This window comes from Azospirillum sp. (assembly GCF_035627195.1).
Taxonomy (GTDB): domain Bacteria; phylum Pseudomonadota; class Alphaproteobacteria; order Azospirillales; family Azospirillaceae; genus Azospirillum.
Genome location: NZ_DASPMG010000290.1, coordinates 1 through 18,590, shown reverse-complemented (window position 1 = coordinate 18,590; position 18,590 = coordinate 1). Strand labels below are relative to the sequence as shown.

The 18,590-nt window shown below is 72.1% G+C and carries 17 protein-coding genes; 12 read left to right on the top strand and 5 right to left on the bottom strand.

Translation table 11 applies throughout. From position 1 onward, the window contains the following. Nucleotides 1-297: 297 nt before the first annotated feature. The 3 genes from VED21_RS26470 (at nucleotide 298) to VED21_RS26460 (ending at nucleotide 5,060) form a co-directional block, all read left to right on the top strand. Nucleotides 298-1,536: an aminotransferase class I/II-fold pyridoxal phosphate-dependent enzyme gene (locus VED21_RS26470; protein WP_324887701.1), complete on the top strand. Its 1,239-nt coding sequence runs from the start codon at nucleotides 298-300 to the stop codon at nucleotides 1,534-1,536. 7 nt (nucleotides 1,537-1,543) lie between these two features. Continuing rightward, complete coding sequence (locus VED21_RS26465; RefSeq protein WP_324887699.1) at nucleotides 1,544-4,063, top strand: DNA translocase FtsK; 2,520 nt, start codon at nucleotides 1,544-1,546, stop codon at nucleotides 4,061-4,063. A gap of 337 nt (nucleotides 4,064-4,400) precedes the next feature. After that, the gene (locus VED21_RS26460) at nucleotides 4,401-5,060 is read left to right on the top strand and encodes an outer membrane lipoprotein carrier protein LolA (protein ID WP_324887697.1); all 660 of its coding nucleotides are present in this window, start codon (nucleotides 4,401-4,403) and stop codon (nucleotides 5,058-5,060) included. On the opposite strand, the gene VED21_RS26455 is transcribed toward VED21_RS26460, so the two are convergent. Then, nucleotides 5,023-5,829, bottom strand: a complete 807-nt coding sequence (locus tag VED21_RS26455; protein ID WP_324887694.1) for a sterol desaturase family protein — start codon at nucleotides 5,827-5,829, stop codon at nucleotides 5,023-5,025. The genes VED21_RS26460 and VED21_RS26455 overlap by 38 nt on opposite strands. Nucleotides 5,830-5,901: 72 nt before the next feature. On the opposite strand from VED21_RS26455, the gene VED21_RS26450 reads away from it, so the two are divergent. Further along, complete coding sequence (locus VED21_RS26450; RefSeq protein ID WP_324887692.1) at nucleotides 5,902-6,639, top strand: gamma-glutamyl-gamma-aminobutyrate hydrolase family protein; 738 nt, start codon at nucleotides 5,902-5,904, stop codon at nucleotides 6,637-6,639. A 5-nt stretch (nucleotides 6,640-6,644) separates the two neighbouring features. On the opposite strand, the gene VED21_RS26445 is transcribed toward VED21_RS26450, so the two are convergent. Beyond that, nucleotides 6,645-7,133 (bottom strand): MarR family transcriptional regulator, encoded by a 489-nt coding sequence (locus VED21_RS26445; RefSeq protein WP_324887690.1) that lies wholly within the window; start codon nucleotides 7,131-7,133, stop codon nucleotides 6,645-6,647. A gap of 410 nt (nucleotides 7,134-7,543) precedes the next feature. On the opposite strand from VED21_RS26445, the gene VED21_RS26440 reads away from it, so the two are divergent. The 7 genes from VED21_RS26440 (at nucleotide 7,544) to VED21_RS26410 (ending at nucleotide 15,559) form a co-directional block, all read left to right on the top strand. After that, nucleotides 7,544-8,227: a fumarylacetoacetate hydrolase family protein gene (locus VED21_RS26440; protein WP_324887688.1), complete on the top strand. Its 684-nt coding sequence runs from the start codon at nucleotides 7,544-7,546 to the stop codon at nucleotides 8,225-8,227. 6 nt (nucleotides 8,228-8,233) lie between these two features. Then, the gene (locus VED21_RS26435) at nucleotides 8,234-9,031 is read left to right on the top strand and encodes an exodeoxyribonuclease III (protein ID WP_324887686.1); all 798 of its coding nucleotides are present in this window, start codon (nucleotides 8,234-8,236) and stop codon (nucleotides 9,029-9,031) included. Nucleotides 9,032-9,511: 480 nt separating this feature from the next. After that, a complete protein-coding gene (locus VED21_RS26430; protein ID WP_324887684.1) occupies nucleotides 9,512-10,747 on the top strand; it encodes a hypothetical protein in 1,236 nt (411 codons plus the stop codon). Between the two features lie 11 nt (nucleotides 10,748-10,758). Then, nucleotides 10,759-12,018: a glycosyltransferase gene (locus VED21_RS26425; protein ID WP_324887682.1), complete on the top strand. Its 1,260-nt coding sequence runs from the start codon at nucleotides 10,759-10,761 to the stop codon at nucleotides 12,016-12,018. A gap of 85 nt (nucleotides 12,019-12,103) precedes the next feature. Next, entirely contained in the window at nucleotides 12,104-13,087 is a 984-nt protein-coding gene (locus VED21_RS26420; RefSeq protein WP_324887680.1) for a sensor domain-containing diguanylate cyclase, read from the top strand. A 13-nt stretch (nucleotides 13,088-13,100) separates the two neighbouring features. Beyond that, nucleotides 13,101-13,685, top strand: coding sequence for a histidine phosphatase family protein (locus VED21_RS26415; RefSeq protein ID WP_324887678.1), 585 nt, complete (start codon nucleotides 13,101-13,103; stop codon nucleotides 13,683-13,685). Continuing rightward, nucleotides 13,682-15,559, top strand: a complete 1,878-nt coding sequence (locus VED21_RS26410) for a glycosyltransferase (RefSeq protein WP_324887677.1) — start codon at nucleotides 13,682-13,684, stop codon at nucleotides 15,557-15,559. Before VED21_RS26415 ends, VED21_RS26410 begins: the two co-directional genes overlap by 4 nt. Here the strand turns inward: VED21_RS26410 and VED21_RS26405 are convergent. Together VED21_RS26405 and VED21_RS26400 are read right to left on the bottom strand one after the other, a co-directional pair. Further along, a complete protein-coding gene (locus tag VED21_RS26405) occupies nucleotides 15,549-16,400 on the bottom strand; it encodes a DUF882 domain-containing protein (RefSeq protein WP_324887675.1) in 852 nt (283 codons plus the stop codon). The genes VED21_RS26410 and VED21_RS26405 overlap by 11 nt on opposite strands. Before the next feature lie 249 nt (nucleotides 16,401-16,649). Next, a complete protein-coding gene (locus tag VED21_RS26400; RefSeq protein ID WP_324887673.1) occupies nucleotides 16,650-17,474 on the bottom strand; it encodes an MBL fold metallo-hydrolase in 825 nt (274 codons plus the stop codon). A gap of 200 nt (nucleotides 17,475-17,674) precedes the next feature. Here VED21_RS26400 and VED21_RS26395 point away from each other — a divergent pair, with 200 nt between their 5' ends. After that, nucleotides 17,675-18,394, top strand: coding sequence for a hypothetical protein (locus VED21_RS26395; protein ID WP_324887671.1), 720 nt, complete (start codon nucleotides 17,675-17,677; stop codon nucleotides 18,392-18,394). Nucleotides 18,395-18,405: 11 nt separating this feature from the next. On the opposite strand, the gene VED21_RS26390 is transcribed toward VED21_RS26395, so the two are convergent. Next, nucleotides 18,406-18,590, bottom strand: a 185-nt coding sequence (locus VED21_RS26390; protein ID WP_324887669.1) for a helix-turn-helix domain-containing protein, incomplete at its 5' end; no start/stop codon positions are given.

Sequence of the window (18,590 nt, the reverse complement as noted above, 5' to 3'; positions counted from 1 at the left end):
CCGTCTTCCAGTCCGCCCAGATCAAGGGTTACGGTGTTCATCGAGCCACCTCCGCACGTCCGCCATGAAGTCGGCGATCAAGCAAACTGGAAGTGCCCGTCGTCCTGCAAGGCCGTTGCCCCCACCCTCCCACTTCGTGGGTCCCTCCCTCCCCCGGCGGGGCCGGGGGAGGGTCAGAGGCACGGCCTGTGTCCTTTTCCGCGCTGCGGTGTTCCGCGCTTGTACCGCCCCGGCCCGGCCGGTAGACTCCTTGGCCGTACTTCGAGGAACAGGGCAGAAAAGGGGCGTAGCGCCGCCATGAATCCGGCGAATCCGGCACTCGGCAACGACCGGCCGTACAACAACCGTTTGGACCGGCTGACCGACTACCCCTTCACCCGTCTCGCCACCCTTCTCTCCGGCATCACCCCCCGCGCCAACGTCGAGCCGACGATCATGTCGATCGGCGAGCCGCAGCACGCGCCGCCGGCGGTGATCGCCGAGACGCTGCAGGCCAACGCCGCGCTGTGGGGCAAGTACCCGCCGGTGCAGGGCACACCCGACTGGCGCGACGCGGTGGGAAGCTGGCTGGCCCGCCGCTTCGGCCTGCCCCCCGACGCCTTCGACGCCGACACCTCCGTCCTGCCCGTGTCCGGCACGCGCGAGGCGCTGTTCCTGGCGGCCCTGCTGGCGGTGCCCGAGCAAAAGGCCGGCCGCACCCCGGCCGCGCTGATGCCCAACCCGTTCTACGCCGTGTACGAGGGCGGCAGCGTCCTGGCCGGGGCGGAGCCGGTGTTCCTGCCGGCCACCCGCGAGACCGGCTTCCTGCCCGACCTGGACGCGCTGACGCCGGAACTGCTGGAGCGCACGGCGATCTTCTACCTGTGCACGCCGGCCAACCCGCAGGGTGCCGCCGCCGACGCCGCCTATCTGGCGCGCGCCATCGGCCTGGCGCGGGAGTACAACTTCATCCTCGCCGTGGACGAGTGCTACAGCGAGATCTACCTGGACACGCCGCCGGTGGGGTCGCTGCAGGTGGCCGCCACCCTGCCCCACGCCGGGAATCCCTGGGCCAACATCCTGGTCTTCCATTCGCTGTCCAAGCGGTCCAACGCCGCCGGCCTGCGCTCGGGCTTCGTCGCGGGGGATCCGGAGCTGATCGCCCGCTACCAGCGGCTGCGCAGCTATTCCATGGCCGGCACGCCCTACCCCGTGCTGGCCGCGGCGGCGGCGCTGTGGCGCGACGAGGCGCACGTGGTGGAGAACCGCGCCGCCTACCGCGCCAAGTTCGACGCGGCGGAGGCGGCGCTGCAGGGCCGCTATGGCTATTACCGGCCGGCCGGCGGCTTCTTCCTGTGGCTGGACGTCGGCGACGGCGAGGAGGCGGCCCGCCGGCTGTGGGCCGACGGCGCCATCCGCGTGCTGCCCGGCGCCTACCTGACGCGCAGCCAGCCCGGCGAGCCCAACCCCGGCGCCCCGTTCATCCGCGTGGCGCTGGTGCACGACGCGGCGCTGATCGGGCAGGCCTGCGCCGCCATCACCCGCATCCTCGGCTAGGCACCCCATGGCCCGTTCCCCGAACGCCTCGACGAGTGGTTCGCAAGGGGGCGGCCGCGCCGCCCGGGCGTCCGGCCGGTCGGAGCGGCCGCCGCTGCTGTCGCCCAAGGCGCGCGCCTTCGTGGTGGCCCGCGCGCGGGAGCTGGGCGGCTTCGTGCTCGGCTGCGTCGGGATGCTGCTGTTCATCGTGCTGGGCAGCTACAGCTCGACCGACCCGTCGTGGAACACCGCGACGGTGGGCAAGACGCACAACCTGCTGGGCGTGCCCGGCGCCTATCTGGCCGACGTGCTGGTGCAGACGCTGGGCTGGGCGGCGTGGCTGCTGGCCTTCGTGCCGATCGGTTGGGGCCTGCGGCTGGCCACCCAGAAGAACGTGCGGCATCCGCTGATCCGCCTCGTCCTGGCGCTGTGGGGCGTGCTGCTGGCCGCCGTCGCCTTCGCCGGCTACTTCCCGGTGGAGGGGGAGGCGCTGTACGGCCATCCCGGCGGCAGTGCCGGCGTGCTGCTGCTGTACTGGACCAGCGACCTGCTGTTCAGCGGCGGCGGGCGCGCCACGGTGGCCACCGGTGCGGCGGTGATGGCGGGCGGCGTGCTGTTCGTCGCCTTCGGCATGTCGATCCGCGAGTGGCTGGGCAGCGTGCGCAACGCGCTGCGCCTCATCGGCGCCGCCGGCCGCTTCGCCGGGCGTGGCGCCATGCTGGCCGGCCGCCACAGCCTGACCGCCGCCAAGGCGGCGCAGGCCGCCGCGGGCGACATGATGCGCCGCGAACCCAGCTTCGAGACGGGCGGCCCCGCCCCCGAGGCGCCCCGGGACGAGCTGCGCGCCCCGCGCCGCGATCCGGACGATGCCCCCAGCTTCACGGCCAAGCCGGCCGAGCGCGCGGCCCAGCGTGGGGATGACGAGCCGCCGGCCCGCGCCGTGCCGGTCGTCACGCCGCCCAAGGCCAAGGCGGAAGCGCCGCGCAAGGCCGACCCGCGCCAGCCGACCCTGCACCTGGACCCCGACGCGGAGGGCTACGAGCTGCCGCCGCTCGACCTGCTCCAGCTTCCCATCCCGTCGGGCCGGTCCGAGCAGCTGGACGAGGCGGCGCTGCGCCGCAACGCCGAGGAGCTGGAGCGCGTGCTGGCCGACTTCGGCGTCAAGGGCGAGGTGCAGAAGGTCCACCCCGGCCCGGTCGTCACGCTGTATGAGCTGGAGCCGGCGCCCGGCACCAAGTCGTCCCGCGTCATTGGCCTCGCCGACGACATCGCGCGCTCCATGAGCGCGGTCTCCGTCCGCGTCGCCGTGGTGCCGGGGCGCAACGTCATCGGCATCGAGATGCCGAACGCCCGGCGCGAGACCGTGCTGCTGCGCGAGATCTTCGCGGCGGAGGCGTTCGACCGCAACCAGGGCAAGCTGGTGCTGGCGCTGGGCAAGGACATCGGCGGCCAGCCGGTGTGCGCCGACCTCGCCCGCTTCCCGCACCTGCTGGTGGCCGGCACCACCGGTTCGGGCAAGTCGGTGGCGATCAACACGATGATCCTGTCGCTGCTCTACCGCTTGGCCCCGGAGCGCTGCCGCTTCATCATGATCGACCCCAAGATGCTGGAGCTGTCGGTCTATGAGGGTATCCCCCACCTGCTGACGCCGGTGGTCACCGACCCCAAGAAGGCGGTCGTGGCGCTGAAGTGGACGGTGCGGGAGATGGAGGACCGCTACCGCAACATGTCCAAGCTGGGCGTGCGCAACATCGAGGGCTACAACGCCCGCCTGCGCGAGGCGCGCACCAACGGCGAGTCGCTGACCCGGCGCGTGCAGACCGGCTTCGACCCCGACACCGGCAAGCCGATCTTCGAGGAGCAGCCGCTCGACCTGAAGGAACTGCCGTACATCGTGGTGATCGTCGACGAGATGGCGGACCTGATGCTGGTGGCCGGCAAGGACATCGAGGCGGCGATCCAGCGCCTGGCGCAGATGGCGCGCGCGGCGGGCATCCACCTGATCATGGCCACCCAGCGCCCGTCGGTGGACGTCATCACCGGCACCATCAAGGCGAACTTCCCGACCCGCATCAGCTTCCAGGTCACCTCCAAGATCGACAGCCGCACCATCCTGGGCGAGCAGGGGGCGGAGCAGCTGCTGGGCCAGGGCGACATGCTGTACATGGCCGGCGGCGGCCGCATCACCCGCGTGCACGGGCCGTTCGTGTCGGACAACGAGGTCGAGCACATCGTCAAGTTCCTGAAGGCGCAGGGCGAGCCCAACTACGTCGACGCCATCACCGAGGAGGACGAGGAGGGCGGCGGCTTCGAGGAGGACGGCGCGTCCGGCGGCGGCAACGGCGGCACGGGCGACGAGATGTACGACAAGGCGGTCGCCATCGTCTGCCGCGAGCGCAAGGCGTCGACCAGCTTCATCCAGCGCCAGCTGCGCATCGGCTACAACTCCGCCGCCCGCCTGATCGAGCGCATGGAGCAGGAGGGCGTGGTGTCCAAGCCCAACCACTCCGGCAAGCGCGAAGTGCTGGCCCGCAACATCGAGGAGTGATGGGGAGGCGGCGGCCCATAAGCCCTTCTCCCCTCGCTCTCGCCGGATCTTCGATCCGGCTGCCGCGACAGGCGGATGCCTCCGGCATCCGCTGAAAGCGGGAGAAGGGTTGGGATGAGGGGTATTTACCGCCGGCAGGCGGGATAAAGAGTCTTTTTCCGGCTCTCCGAGCCGTAATACCCCTCACCCCCACCCCTCTCCCTCAAGGGGAGAGGGGCTGTAGGTACCCCCACGCCGCCGTCCGCACCCCTTGCCCCACGGCCGTGTTTCCGCCACGAATGAGGGGCACCTTCAAGGCCCGATTCGATAAGGCCCCATTCATAAGGTAGGCCCGACCGTGCTCACTCGTTTCTTCGCCGCCGTCGCGCTCAACATCGCGCTGGGCGCCGCCCTCGCCGCTTCACCGGCCCTCTCGGCACCGCGCGGCCAGTCCGCCGCCGCCCCGCTTTCGGCCGAGGACCGCGCCGCCGTCACCCAGGCCGAACAGGCGCTGAACGCCGTCCACACGCTGCAGTCCAAATTCGTCCAGCTGAACCCGGACGGGCGGCAGGCGGGCGGCACCTTCTACCTGTCGCGGCCGGGCAAGATGCGCCTGGAATACGACGCGCCGGTGAAGGACTTCATCGTCGCCGACGGGCTGTTCCTGTTCTACTGGGATTCGGAGATGAAGCAGCAGTCGAGCACGCCGATCGGCTCGACCTTGGCCGACTTCATCCTGCGGCCGGACATCAAGCTGTCGGGCGACGTGACCGTCACCGACGTGTTCCGCGCCCAGGGCGTGCTGGAGATCACGCTGGTGGAGACGAAGGACCCGCGCAAGGGCTCCCTCACCCTGGTGTTCGAGGACCGGCCGCTGCAGCTGCGCAAGTGGCGCGTGCTGGACGCCCAGGGCCTGACCACCGAGGTGGCGCTGCTGAACCCGCGCGTCGGCGTGCCGCTGTCCTCCGACCTCTTCTACTTCAAGGCGCCGGCGAGCCGGCAGGAGCACGGCGGCTGACCGGCCGCCGGAACGGCGACAGCAGCAGGGCGGCGAAGCCCGGCTCGCGCGCGCCCTCCAGGCCGATGGGCATGGCGGGGGTGCGCGGCGTCGGGCTGCGCGAGCCGAACAGCCGGTCCCAGACGCTGAGCACCGTGGCGTAGTTGCTGTCGGTGTCGGCGCGCACCGCGTGGTGGTGCACCCAGTGGATCGACGGCGTCACCACCACCCAGGACAGCGCCCGCTCCAGCCCCGCCGGCAGCTTCAGGTTGGAGTGGTGGAACAGCGCCGCCGCCAGCACCAGCGCCTCGAACAGCACGACCGACAGCAGCGGCATGTCCAGCGCCACGATCACCGGCAGGCGCGCCAGCGTGGACAGCAGCACCTCCCCGAAGTGGAAGCGCACGGCCGAAGTGGTGTCGAGGAACGGGTCCAGGTGGTGCACGGCGTGGAAACGCCAGAGCAGCGGCACCTCGTGGTTCGCCCGGTGCCAGGCGTAGACCCACAGGTCCAGCACCAGCAGGTCCAGTGCCGTGTTCCACCACGCCGGCCGCAGCCCCACGTGCAGCCCGCCCGCCCACGCCGCCAGCGGCACGACGATCAGCGGCGACAGCGCCGTGTTGATGGCCCACAAGGCGGCGTTGCGCGCCACGCGCCGCCAGCCGAAGCGGCCCTGCTCCGCCGGCCAGGGAGCGGCCGGCCGCAGGCGTTCCAGCACGAAGAGCAGGGCCAGCCAGCCGGCGACGGCGGCGGCCTTGGCGGCGATCAGGCTGTCGATCGGAATGGTCATGGCTTCCCGACGCGCGCGCGAGGGCGCATATTCCACACTATGACACGATACGCTCCAAAGCCCCTCATCGGTGTGACCGCCTGCGCGCGCATGCTGGGCGACCACCCCTTCCACGTGACCGGCGACAAGTACGTGCGCGCCGTGGCGCAGGGCGCCGGCGCCATGCCGCTGCTGATCCCGGCGCTGGGCGACGTCCTCGACATCGCCGACCTCGTCGGCCGGCTGGACGGCGTGCTGGTCACCGGCAGCCGCTCCAACGTCGAGCCGCACCACTATGGGGCGCCGCCGAGCGCCGAAGGCACGCTGCACGACCCGGCGCGCGACTCGACGACGCTGCCGCTGATCCGCGCCGCCATCGAGATGGGGATGCCCGTCCTGGGCATCTGCCGCGGCCTGCAGGAGATGAATGTGGCGCTGGGCGGCACGCTGCACACGGCGGTGCACGACGTGCCCGGCCTGAACGACCACCGGGAGCCCGATCAGCAGCCCGTGGAGGTGCAGTACGCCCCGTCGCACCCCGTGCGGCTGACGCCCGGCGGCCGGCTGGCCGGCTTGGTCGGACGCGGGGAGGCGCGCGTCAACTCCCTGCACGGGCAGGGGATCGAGCGGCTGGCGCCGGGACTGGCGGTGGAGGCGACGGCGCCGGACGGCCTTGTCGAGGCGATCCGCGTGGAGGCGGCGCCGGCCTTCGCGATGGCGGTGCAGTGGCACCCGGAGTGGCGCTTCTGGGAGGACGAGCTGTCCTCCGCCCTGTTCCGGGCCTTCGGCGAGGCCGCCGCCGAGCGCGCGGCCCGGCGGCGAACGGCCTAGGAGGATCAGCGCGAGCGGGCGACGCGGCGCAGGAAGTCGATCAGCTGCGCCTGCTCGTCCGCCGACAGGTCCTTGACCATCGACTGGTCGTGCTCGCGCACGCGCGGCACCAGCTCGTCCAGCAGCTTCTCGCCGTCGGGCGACAGCTTCAGCGCGTAGGAGCGGCGGTCGTTCGGCGACGGCGCGCGGATCACGAGGCCGCGCGACTCCAGCCGGTCGATCACCGCCACCATGGTGGAGCGGTCGATGCCGACCGCGGCGCCGAGGTCGGACTGGCTGAGCCCCTCGTTCTCCTTGATCATGATCAGCACGCCGAACTGGCCGGGCGTGATGTCATGCGGAGCGACCGCGTTCTGGAAATTCTGGAACACCGCGACCTGCGCCTTGCGCAGGTTGTAGCCCACCAGCTCCGGAAGGGGCCCGAGGGCCAGCTTGCCGGACTTGCCGGGACGGGTGCGGGAGCGCCGATCGGACGGCGAGGAAGTATCGGTCAAGGAGGTAGCCATGATTTTCGGACTAGGCTGTTTGGCTGTGTAAAATGCAGGCATGGAGCATTGCTGTCAGCAAAAACAACGCACACGCCCCCTATCGCATACCACATATTCGCCCTCTGCATTGGTCCAAAAAACGTCCGTGCCCACCTGTAGAGGCACGAAGTGACCGTGCCCGTCCCCCGGACGCGGTCGCCCGGGAAGTGGTTTCCCCTGCCGCTCCACGGGCTCCAACGAGGAGCTTCCGACGCCCGGTCCCCCCCAGACCGGGCGTCTTATTTTCCGGGCGTCTTATTTTCTGGATCCTTTCCGGTCGATTTCCGCCGGCCCGACGGCCTCTGGTTCCGGTGCTTGGCAACCCGCCGCCGGCCCGCTACCTCTTGGTGCGGATCCGACCAGAAGGAGTGCCGCCCATGGCTTACGCCGTTCCCCAGCCGCCGCAGCCCGCCGTCGCCGTCGCCGGCGGCGACCCGTTCCCGGTGCGCCGCATCTACTGCGTCGGGCGCAATTACGCCGCGCACGCCCGCGAGATGGGCGCCGATCCCGACCGCGAGCCGCCGTTCTTCTTCCTGAAGCCGGCCGACGCGGTGGTCGCCGACGGCGGCACCGTCCCCTACCCGCCGGCCACGCAGAACCTGCACCACGAGGTGGAGCTGGTGGTGGCCATCGCCCGCGGCGGCAAGGACATCCCGGTGGAGACGGCGCTGGAGCACGTCTTCGGCTACGCCGTCGGCCTGGACATGACCCGGCGCGACCTGCAGAACGCCGCCAAGAAGGAAGGCAAGCCCTGGGACATGGGCAAGGGCTTCGACCATTCCGCCCCCTGCGGCACCATCCGCCGCGTCGCCGAGATCGGCCACCCGGCCAAGGGTGCCGTGCGCCTGAGCGTGAACGGCGAGCCGCGCCAGCACGGCGACCTGTCCGACCTGATCTGGTCCGTTTCCGAAACGATCTCCTATCTGTCTGGTCTGGTTGAGCTGGCGCCGGGCGATCTGATCTTTACCGGGACGCCGGAGGGCGTGGGTCCGGTGAAGCCGGGCGACCGGCTGGAGGGCAGCGTGGAGGGTGTCGGCACCATTGCCGTCACCATCGGGTGAGGCGGCATGCGCATCGCCACCTGGAACATCAACTCCGTCCGCCTGCGCATCGAGCTGCTCCAGCGCCTGATCGACGAGGAGAACCCGGACGTCATCTGCCTTCAGGAAACCAAGTGCGTGGACGGCGAATTCCCGCTGAAGGCCCTGGCCGAGCGGGGATTCGTGCACGCCCACGTGCACGGGATGAAGAGCTACAACGGCGTGGCCATCCTGTCGCGCGTGCCGCTGGAGGCGTGCGAGGTGCAGCACTGGTGCGGCAAGCAGGACTGCCGGCACGTGCTGGCCATGCTGCCGGGCGGGGTCGAGCTGCACAGCGTCTACATCCCGGCCGGTGGAGACATTCCGGATCCGGAACAAAATGAGAAGTTCGCTCACAAACTTCGTTTCGTTGACGAAATGACCGAATGGCTCGCCGCGCGCCGCAGCCGCGATCGGGCGATGGTCCTGGTGGGTGACCTGAACATCGCCCCGCTGGAGCAAGACGTGTGGAATCACAAGGCCTTGCTGGACGTCGTCTCGCACACGCCCATTGAGGTCGAGAAACTGGCGGCGATGCAGGGCTCGCTCGACTGGACCGATGCCGTGCGTCATTTCGTTCCCGAAACGGAAAAGCTGTACAGCTGGTGGAGCTACCGGGCGCGGGACTGGAAGGCGGCCGACCGCGGGCGCCGTCTGGACCACGTCTGGGTCACCCCGCCGCTGAAGAACACGTTGAAAAGCCAGAAGATTTTGCGCGACGCCCGCGGCTGGGAGCCGAAGCCGTCCGACCACGTCCCGGTCATCGTCGAGCTGGATCTGGCCTGAGGATTTTCATTCCGGAAGCGGAATAAATTGCAGGCGCGTCATGGCCGTCCCCGGACCTGATCCGGGGACGGCCATGACGTATCCTCTTCCGGGAAGACCGCACTGCCACGCGCCCCGAGTCGGTGGTGCCCGGCGGCCTGACCGGGGCTATGACGCTGTCGAAAACATATCCGGGTATGCGATGGCCGCGCACCTCTTGTTTCCGCCCGTCAACGCGGGCCGGAACGCCGGATGCCGGCTTGGCCGGTTGGCGGCAGCGCGTTACGTGTGCCCAGAAAACAAGCAAAACTGCGCGTTGATGCCGTGCAATACAGCTTTATGACAAGTGCGTGAAGGCATCCCGACCGTCGTTCCGCACGTGTTTTTCATGCTGCGGGCGGTCCGGCGCACGAATTCCACATTTGTAACAAACGCTATTCATTCTCGATCGATTCTGTCGGCTGCCGTACCATTGTGCTCACGACAGCCGATGGAATCCCCATGCTCGATCGCCCGACCGCCAACCGGGTGCTGATCTATAGCCACGACACCTTTGGTCTCGGCCATTTGCGGCGCTGCCGCGCCATCGCGCACGCGCTGGTGGAACGCCGGGACGACGTGTCGGTGCTGATCCTCTCCGGCTCGCCGATCATCGGCAGCTTCGACTTCAGCCCGCGCGTCGACTTCGTGCGCATCCCCGGCGTCACCAAGCGGCGCGACGGCGAGTACTCCGCCCTCACCCTCGACATGGGGGTGGACGAGGTGCTGAACCTGCGCGCCGCCCTGATCCGCCACACGGCCGAGGCGTTCCGCCCCGACCTGTTCATCGTCGACAAGGAGCCGCTGGGCCTGCGCGGCGAGGTCGCCGACACGCTGGCGTTCCTGAAGGCCCGCGGCGTGCCGCTGGTGCTGGGCCTGCGCGACGTGCTGGACGAGCCGGCGCTGCTGGCCCCCGAGTGGCAGCGCAAGAACGTCCTGCCGGCCCTGAAGACGCTGTACGACGAGCTGTGGGTCTACGGCCTGCCCGGCGTCTGCGACCCGCTGGAGGGGGTGGCAGTGCCGCCGTCCGTGCGGCGCAAGATGCGCTACACCGGCTACCTGCGGCGCGAGGCGCCGGAGTCCGAGCCGAAGTCAGAAGCGGGCGGCGCGCCGGAGCCGCCCTTCATCCTGGTCACCCCCGGCGGCGGCGGCGACGGGGAGGCGCTGGTCGACTGGGTCCTGCGCGCCTACGAGAGCGACCCCGGCATCCCCTGGCGCGCCCTGGTCGTTCTGGGTCCCTTCATGCACGCCGACCGGCGCGACGCCTTCCTGGCGCGCGCCGCCGCCCTGCCCCGGGTCACCGCCACGGTCTTCGAGTCGCGCCTGGAATCGCTGATGCGCGTGTCGGCCGGCGTGGTCGCCATGGGCGGCTACAACACCTTCTGCGAGATCCTGTCCTTCGACCGGCCGGCGCTGATCGTCCCGCGCGAGGTGCCGCGGCGCGAGCAATACATCCGCGCCGCCCGCGCCGCCGACCTGGGGCTCGTCTCCATGCTGGTCGACGACGGCGAGCGGCGGGCGGAGGACATGGCCGTGGCCCTGCACCGCCTGCCCATGCAGCCGCCGCCCTCGTCGGCGCCGATGCCCGGCCTGCTGGACGGGCTGGACGCCGTGGCGCGGCTGGCCGGGCGCCATCTGGCCAGGCCGGCGGCGGCGGTGCGCCGGCCGCAGCCGGCGGCCGAACTCGCCTACGGCTGAGGCCCATGCGCGTGGACACACCAGCGCGGCGGGTGGCGCGGCGGGTGGCCGTGGTCGTGAAGGGCTGGCCGCGCCTGTCGGAGACCTTCATCGCGCAGGAGGTGCTGGGGCTGGAGCGCTTGGGCCTCGCCCAGCTCGTCGTCTCGCTGCGCCACCCCACCGACCGCGCAGTGCACGAGCTGAACCGCCGGGTCGCCGCCCCCGTCCTCTACCTGCCCGAACGGCTGCGCGACGATCCCGGCCGCGTCGCCCGCGCGCTGGCGAAGGCGCGGCGCATGCCCGGCTGGCCGGCGGCGCGCGCTGCGCTGGCCGCCGACCTCGCCCGCGCGCCCGCCCCCGCCGCCGCGGCCGACCGGCTGCGCCGCTTCGCCCAGGGCTGCGTGCTGGCGGCCGAGCTGCCGGCCGACGTCGGCTGGCTGCACGCGCATTTCCTGCACACGCCGGCCAGCGTGGCGCGCACCGCCGCCCTGCTCACCGGCCTGCCCTGGAGCTTCTCCGCCCACGCGGTGGACATCTGGACCAGCCCGGACTGGGAGATCCGCCGCAAGCTGCGCGAGGCGCGCTGGGGTGTCACCTGCACCGCCATGGGGCACGCGCGGCTGGCGGCGCTGGCGCCCGATCCGGCGCGGGTCGGCCTCGTCTACCACGGGCTGGACTTCGCCCGCTTCCCCGCCCCCGTGCTCGACCGGCCGCCGCGCGACGGCCGTGACCCGCGGGATCCGGTCGTGCTGCTGACCGTCGGCCGGGCAGTGGAGAAGAAGGGGCTGGACGTGATGCTGGAGGCGCTGGCGCGGCTGCCGGCGGACCTGCACTGGCGCTGGGTCCACGTCGGCGGCGGGCAGCTGGACGTTCTGCAGGAGCGGGCGGGGCGCCTGGGCGTGGCGGAGCGTGTGACGTGGCACGGGGCGCAGCCGCAGGACGCCGTCATCGCGCACTACCAGACCGCCGACCTGTTCGTCCTGCCCAGCCGGCCGGCGCGCAACGGCGACCGCGACGGGCTGCCCAACGTGCTGATGGAGGCGCAGGCGCTGGGCCTGGCCTGCCTGTCCACCGCCCTGCCGTCGATTGCCGAGCTGATCGAGGACGGCGCCACCGGCGTGCTGGTTCCGCCCGGCGACGCGGCGGCCCTGGCCGGGGCGCTGGAGGCCCTGGTCCGCGACCCGGCGCGCCGCGCGGCCCTGGCCGCCGCCGGCTGCGCGCGCGTGCGGCGGGACTTCGGCTGCGAGGCGGGGATCCGCGCGCTGCACGATCGGCTGCGGTCCCCTTTATGATGCGAGCGGTGCGGCGGTACGCTCGTTGCGTCCTTCGGTGCCGAAGGATAAACTTTAGTTGTATGCTCGACACCCGGCTTGCGCCATGACCCTCCCCACCGACATTGCCGCCGCGACCGCCGGGCTCGACTTCATCGAACTCGACGACGACCGCGACGCCGTCGTCACCCACAACGAGCTGAGCGTCACCCGCAGCAAGCTGGGCGACCTGCTCGACCTGCTGCCGGCCGGGCTGCTGATCCACCAGGAGCAGGGCGTCGTCTACGCCAATCTGGAGGCGGCGCGCATCCTGGGCGTGTCGCCCGACGCGCTGGTCGGCCGCCACTTCCTGGACTTCGTCGACGACGGCGACGCGGCAGCGCAGCGGGTGTGCCTCGTCGGCTGCCTGTTCGAGCGCACGCTGGTACGCACCAAGGACTGCGTGCTGGTCGGCGCCGACGGCCGGCGCACCAACGTGCAGGTCAGCATGTCGCCGTTACCGTGGGAGGGGCTGCCGGTCATCTACGTGCTGCTGAACGACGTCACCGCGCTGAAGGAGACGGAGGAGACGCTGCGCCGGCTGTCGCTGACCGACTCGCTGACCGGCGCCTCCAACCGCCGCCACTTCATCGAGGCGGCCGAGCGGGAGGTGGAGCGCGCGCACCGCTACCACCGGCCGCTCAGCATGCTGATGCTCGATCTCGACCACTTCAAGCGGATCAACGACACCCACGGCCACCACGTGGGTGACGAGGCGCTGAGGGCCTTCACCGCCATCTGCCAGCGCACGCTGCGCCGCAACGACGTGCTGGGCCGCATGGGCGGCGAGGAGTTCGCCATCCTGCTGCCGGAAACCGACACCGCCGGCGCCCGCCGGCTGGCCGAGCGCATCCGCCATCTGGTCATGCAGGCGGCCGTGCCGGCCGACGGCGACATCGTGCGCTTCACCGTCAGCATCGGCGTCGCGTCCTGCCGCGGCGGCGAGCACACGGTGGACAGCCTGCTGTCCTGCGCCGACGAGGCGCTGTATCAGGCCAAGCACGCTGGCCGCAACCGCGTGGTCGGCGCCGTCCAGGTGCCCTTTGTCTGATGGCCGGCACCTGATGGTGGATCTCTACATCCTGCGCCACGGCCCCACCGCGTGGAACGCCGCCGGCCGCATCCAGGGCCACATCGACGAGCCGCTGTCGGACGAGGGCCGCGCCATGGTGGCGCGCTGGCGCCTGCCGCCGGAGACGGTAACCTTGCGCTGGGTCGCCAGCCCACTGAAGCGCGCGTGGGAGACGGCGCGCCTGCTGGGCCTGACCCCCACGCCGGAGCCGCGCCTGCGCGAGATGAGCTGGGGGGCGTGGGAAGGCCGCCTGCTGCACGAGTTGCGCGCCGGAGAGCTGACGCCGGAGCGCGAGGAGCGCGGCCTGGACTTCCGCCCGCCCGACGGCGAGAGCCCGCGCGACGTGCAGACCCGCCTGCGCCCCTGGCTGGCCGAGGTGGCGGCCGGCGGCCGGCCCACCGGTGCGGTGGCGCACGCCGGGGTGATCCGCGCGCTGTACGCGCTGGCCACCGGCTGGGACATGTTCGGCCGCCCGGCCGACAAGCCGCGGGACTTCTGCATCCACCGCTTTACGCTCACGGCCGACGGAGCGCCGCGCGTGGTGGCGATGAACATCCCGCTGCTGCCGGCGCCGTGAAGGTCTTCTTCCACGTCCAGCACCTGCTGGGCATCGGCCACGACCGGCGCGCCGCGCTGATCGCCCGTGCCCTTGCCGCCGGTGGCGCGCGCGTGACGGTCGCGCGCGGCGGGCACCCGGTGCCGGGCGTCGATTACGGCGGGGCGGAGGTCGTGCAGTTGCCGCCCGCCCGCGCCGCCGACGCCACCTTCAAGGTGCTGCTCGACGACTCGGGCCGGCCGATCGGCGACGCGTGGCGGGCGGCCCGCGCCGCGGCGACGCTGGCGGCCTTCGCGCGCGCCGAGCCGGACGTGCTGCTGGTCGAGTCGTTCCCGTTCGGCCGGCGCGCCTTCCGCTTCGAAATGCTGCCGTTGTTCGAGGCGGCCCGCGCGCGCGGCGTCCCCATCGCCGTCTCCGTGCGCGACATCCTGGTGGGCCAAGCCGATCCCAAGCGGCTGGAGGAGGTGGTGTCGACGGTCGAGCGCTTCGTCGGCGCCGTGCTGGTGCACGGCGACCCCGGCCTGATCCCCTTCGCCGCGACCTTCCCCGCCGCCGGGCGCATCGCCGGCCGCATCCACTACACCGGCTACGTCGCCGCCCCGGCGCCCGAGTCGCCACCCGATTCGACGGATGGTGGCGATGGTGCCGGCGCGGTGGTGGTGTCGGTGGGCGGCGGCGCCGTCGGGCTGCCGCTGCTGCGCGCCGCCCTGCTGGCCCGGCCGCTGACGCCCTTGCCCGACGCCCCCTGGCGCCTGCTGGCCGGCCCCGACGTGCCGGAGGACGCCGTGCGCGCACTCGCCGCCGACGCCCCGCCCGGCGTGGTGGTGGAGCGCGCGCGGCCGGACTTCCCGGCGCTGCTGCGGCGCTGTCGCCTGTCGGTCAGCCAGGCCGGCTACAACACCGTGCTGGACCTGCTGCAGGCCGGCTGCCGCGCCGTGGTGGTGCCCTTCGCCGACGCCGGGCAGACCGAGCAGGCGCTGCGCGCCCGCCTGCTGGAGGCACGCGGCCGGCTGACGGTGGTGGACGAAGCCGGATTGACGCCGCAGAGCCTTGCCGCCGGCATCACGCGCGCCGTCGCCGCCCCGCCGCCAGCGCCGATGCCGCTGCGCCTGGACGGCGCGGCCGAGTCGGCCCGGCTGCTGGCCGCCCTGCCCCACGGCTGGGCCGCGTTGTACGCCGAGTTAAACGCCTGGGCCGCCGCCGGCCGGACCGCCACCTTCTGGTGGCGCGACGACGACGCGGTGGAGCCGACGCCCCAGCTGACCCGCCTGACCGCGCTGGCCACCCGCACCGGCGTGCCGCTGGCCCTGGCCGTGGTGCCGGCGCACGCCACGGCGGGCTTGGCGGAGGTAGTCGCCGGGTCGCCGGGCGTCGCCGTGCTCCAGCACGGCTGGGCGCACGCCAACCACGCCGCGCCGGGCGAGAAGAAGATCGAACTGGGCGGCACGCGGCCGACCGACTCGGTGCTGGCCGAACTGGCGGAGGGCCGCGCGCGCCTGACGGCGCTGTTCGGCGCCCGCTTCGTCCCCGCCCTGGTGCCCCCCTGGAACCGCATCGCCCCGGCCGTGGCGGAGCGTTTAACCACGTTTGGCTTCACCGGCCTGTCCACCTTCACGCCGCGCACGAGCCCCTTCCAGGTCAACACGCACGTGGACCCGATGGACTGGCGCAACGGCGGCCGGTTTACCGGCGAAGCGGCGGCGTTGCGGGCCGCGCTGGCACACCTGCGCGCGCGCCGGCTGGGCACCGCCGACCCCGCCGAGCCCACCGGCCTGCTGACCCATCACCTCGCCATGGACGAGGCGACGTGGGTGTTTGTAGAGCGGCTTTTGGAGGAGACGCGCGCCCACCCGGCGGTGCGGTGGGTGGGCGCGGAGACGCTGTTCACCGCGTGACGCGCTTGTCCCTGGCGGGGGCGTCCTGGGCGGAGAGGTTGACCAGCACCATGCGCACGCGCGCCAGATCGGCGTCGCCGGCCTTGCCGGGCGCGGGCTTGGCGGCTGGGGCCGGGGCCGGGCGGGCCTCGGCGACTCGGGGTTCGGCGGGCTTGGGCGCTTCCACCGGCTTGGGCGCCTGCGCGACCTCCACCTTCGGCGGTTCGGCCTTCGGTGCGAGTGCCGCCGGCTTCGGCGGGGTGGCGCGCGCCTCCTGGATGCCGTCGTAGGGCTTGCCGTCGCCGCCCTTCGGCGTCCAGGTGCGGAAGGGGCCGGTGTCGATGTGCACGTGGCCGGTGTGGCCGTAGGCGGCGTAGCCGCCGCGCTGCATGCCCGCCGCCGCCTCGGCCACGCGCTGCGGCGCCACGCCGGGGATGCGGAAGTCCAGGGCCTGACCACGGATGTGGTAGCTGTGCTCGGCGACGTTCGGGTTGCTGCGCGACAGCGCGGCGTTGGTCGCCTGCGTGCGGTAGCCGGAGGTGAGGTGGATCGGCGTCTCCTCCCCCACGCCCAGCCGGTCGCGCAGTTCGACCAGATAGTCGATGAGGCGCGGGTCGATGGGGGTGGTGTCGCCGGTGCGCCGGTCGCGGAAGATGCCGTTGACCTCCGCCATGGCGCGCGGGTCGTAGCCCTGGCCGGGACGCCAGTAGGTGACGGAAACGGATTCGCCGCTGGCCGGGTGCAGGAGGCTGACCGTTCGCGGGGCGTCGCTGGTCGTGGCGACGGGAGGAGAGGTTGCGCATCCCGACAGGATGCCACCGATCACGACCATGAGCGCGCCCAGGCGCGAAGAACGTCGCATGCCCACCCCCGGGTTTCCCCTGCCGGTTGCAAGCCACGTTCATATCATAGGTTTGCCAAGCCGTTACAGCGTGACGTTACATTCGCACTCGAAAAACGTCCTTTTTCGGTCACCGCGCGGTCACAGGCACGTCACAGGCCGGTCCGGGCGTGGGCGTTCGCCCGGCGCGGACAGGGCGACCGGTTTCCGAGTCGCGACTCGGGAACCGGGCCAATCGATTCTCAAAGGGCGATTCTCAAAGGGCGATTCTCAAAGCTGGATGTCCTGCCCCTCGCGGGCGACCTCGGTGCCGGGGCGCAGGCGGGCGGCGGCCTCGGCGATGGCGTCGAGGGCGTTGTCGGTGCGGCCGGGGTCGTGGTGGTAGATGAAGGCGCGCCCCACCCCGGCGGCGTCGGCCAGCCGCACGCACTCCTGCCACGTGGAATGGCCCCAGCCGGCGTGGCGCGGGTATTCCTCGTCCGTGTAGGTGCTGTCGTAGATCATCACGTCGGCACCGCGCACGAGGTCCAGCACGGCGGGGTCGCGCCCTTCGGTCCGATGCTCGGTGTCGGTGACGAAGCACAGGCTGCGCCCCGCGTACTCCACGCGGTAGCCGACGGCGCCGTTGGGATGGTTGAGGGGTGCCGTGCGGATGGCGATGCCCGGCCGCGGCGTCAGCGTCGCGCCGCAGGCGAACTCGCGGAAGTCGCAGTCGGCGCGGAACGTCTCCACCGGGATCGGGTAGAGCGGTGCCGTCATCATGTCGCCCACCACCGAGCGGATCGTGCGCCCCGGCGGCAGGTGACCGGCCCACACGCGCAGCCTGCTGGCGGCGCAGAACGCCGGGGCGAAGAACGGCAGGCCGCAGATGTGGTCGAGGTGGGTGTGGGTGAGGAACAGGTCCAGGTCGACCGCCCCGCCCTTCGCCAGCTCCACGCCCAGCGGGCGGATGCCGGTGCCGGCGTCGAACACCAGCACGGCGTCGCCGCACCGCACCTCCAGGCAGGCGGTGTTGCCGCCGTAGCGGACAGTGTCGGGACCGGGAGCGGCGATGCTGCCGCGCACACCCCAGAAGCGCGCGGAAAAGGACGTCATGGTCCGCGCATCGTGCTCAGGGCGCGCGGCCAAGTCGAGGGGAAAAGCGGAGGGCCGGGCGGAAGCGCTTCCCGTAGGGGCTGCCCCTACATGTGGGGGTGCCGCAGACCATAAGATGTGGTAGTGTCGCCGGGATTCCACTCTTCGCCCATGTTTCGCCGCCTGCGCGGCGCCGGGACGGATCAACGGCCGAACCACGGATGGATCCAGCCAAGCTCGCCAAAGTCCTCGCCATGGCCGAGTCGGAGCACCAGGGCGAGGCGCTGTCGGCGCTGCGCGCCGCGCGGATCATGCTGTCGCGCGCGGGCCTGACGTTCCGCGACCTGGCCAACGCCGCCGCCCGCCCGGCCCCCGACCCCGAACCCCCGCCGACTCCGCCGCAGCCGCCCGTCACCCCGCCGCCGCCCGACCAAGTGGTGCTGGGCCTGCGCCGGCAGGTGGGCGACCTGGAGCGCGAGGTCGCCGCGCTGAAGCGCCAGCTGGAAAAAGCCAGCGGCGACATGGAGAAGCAGAAGGAGGAGGCGGACCGCTGGCGCACGCTCGCCCGCGAGACGGCCGAGAAGCTGTGGGACCTGGGCAAGGCGCTGGAGCGCCGGCACAGCCGCCACACCACGGTGGAGAAGCGCCGCGCCATCCTCGACCATTTGCAGGACCCCGGCAGCGCCATGCTGTCCGACCAGGAGATCGCGCGCCGCGTCGGCACCTCGGTTCAGGTGGTGGCGCACTGGCGCCGCCGGCTGGCGATCGTCGGGCGCAAGGTGCGGCTGCTGCCCGTGGTGCCGCGCGGGCGCGGGCTGTGGCGCCCGCAGGGTGCCCGCATGGGCGGAATGGCCGGGGGTCCCGACAACGCGCGGCGCCGCTGGATCGGCTACACCGGCGAGGTCACGATCGCCGAACGGCGCGGCAAGGGCCCGCGGTAACGGGCGCCCCCCTACGGCACCAGCCGATACCCGCCCGGTTCGGTCACCAGGATCTGGGCGTTCGACGGGTCGCGCTCGATCTTCTGGCGCAGGCGGTAGACGTGCGTTTCCAGCGTGTGCGTCGTCACCCCGGCGTTGTAGCCCCACACCTCGCCCAGCAGCGTGTCGCGGCCGATCACCTTGTCGCCGGCGCGGT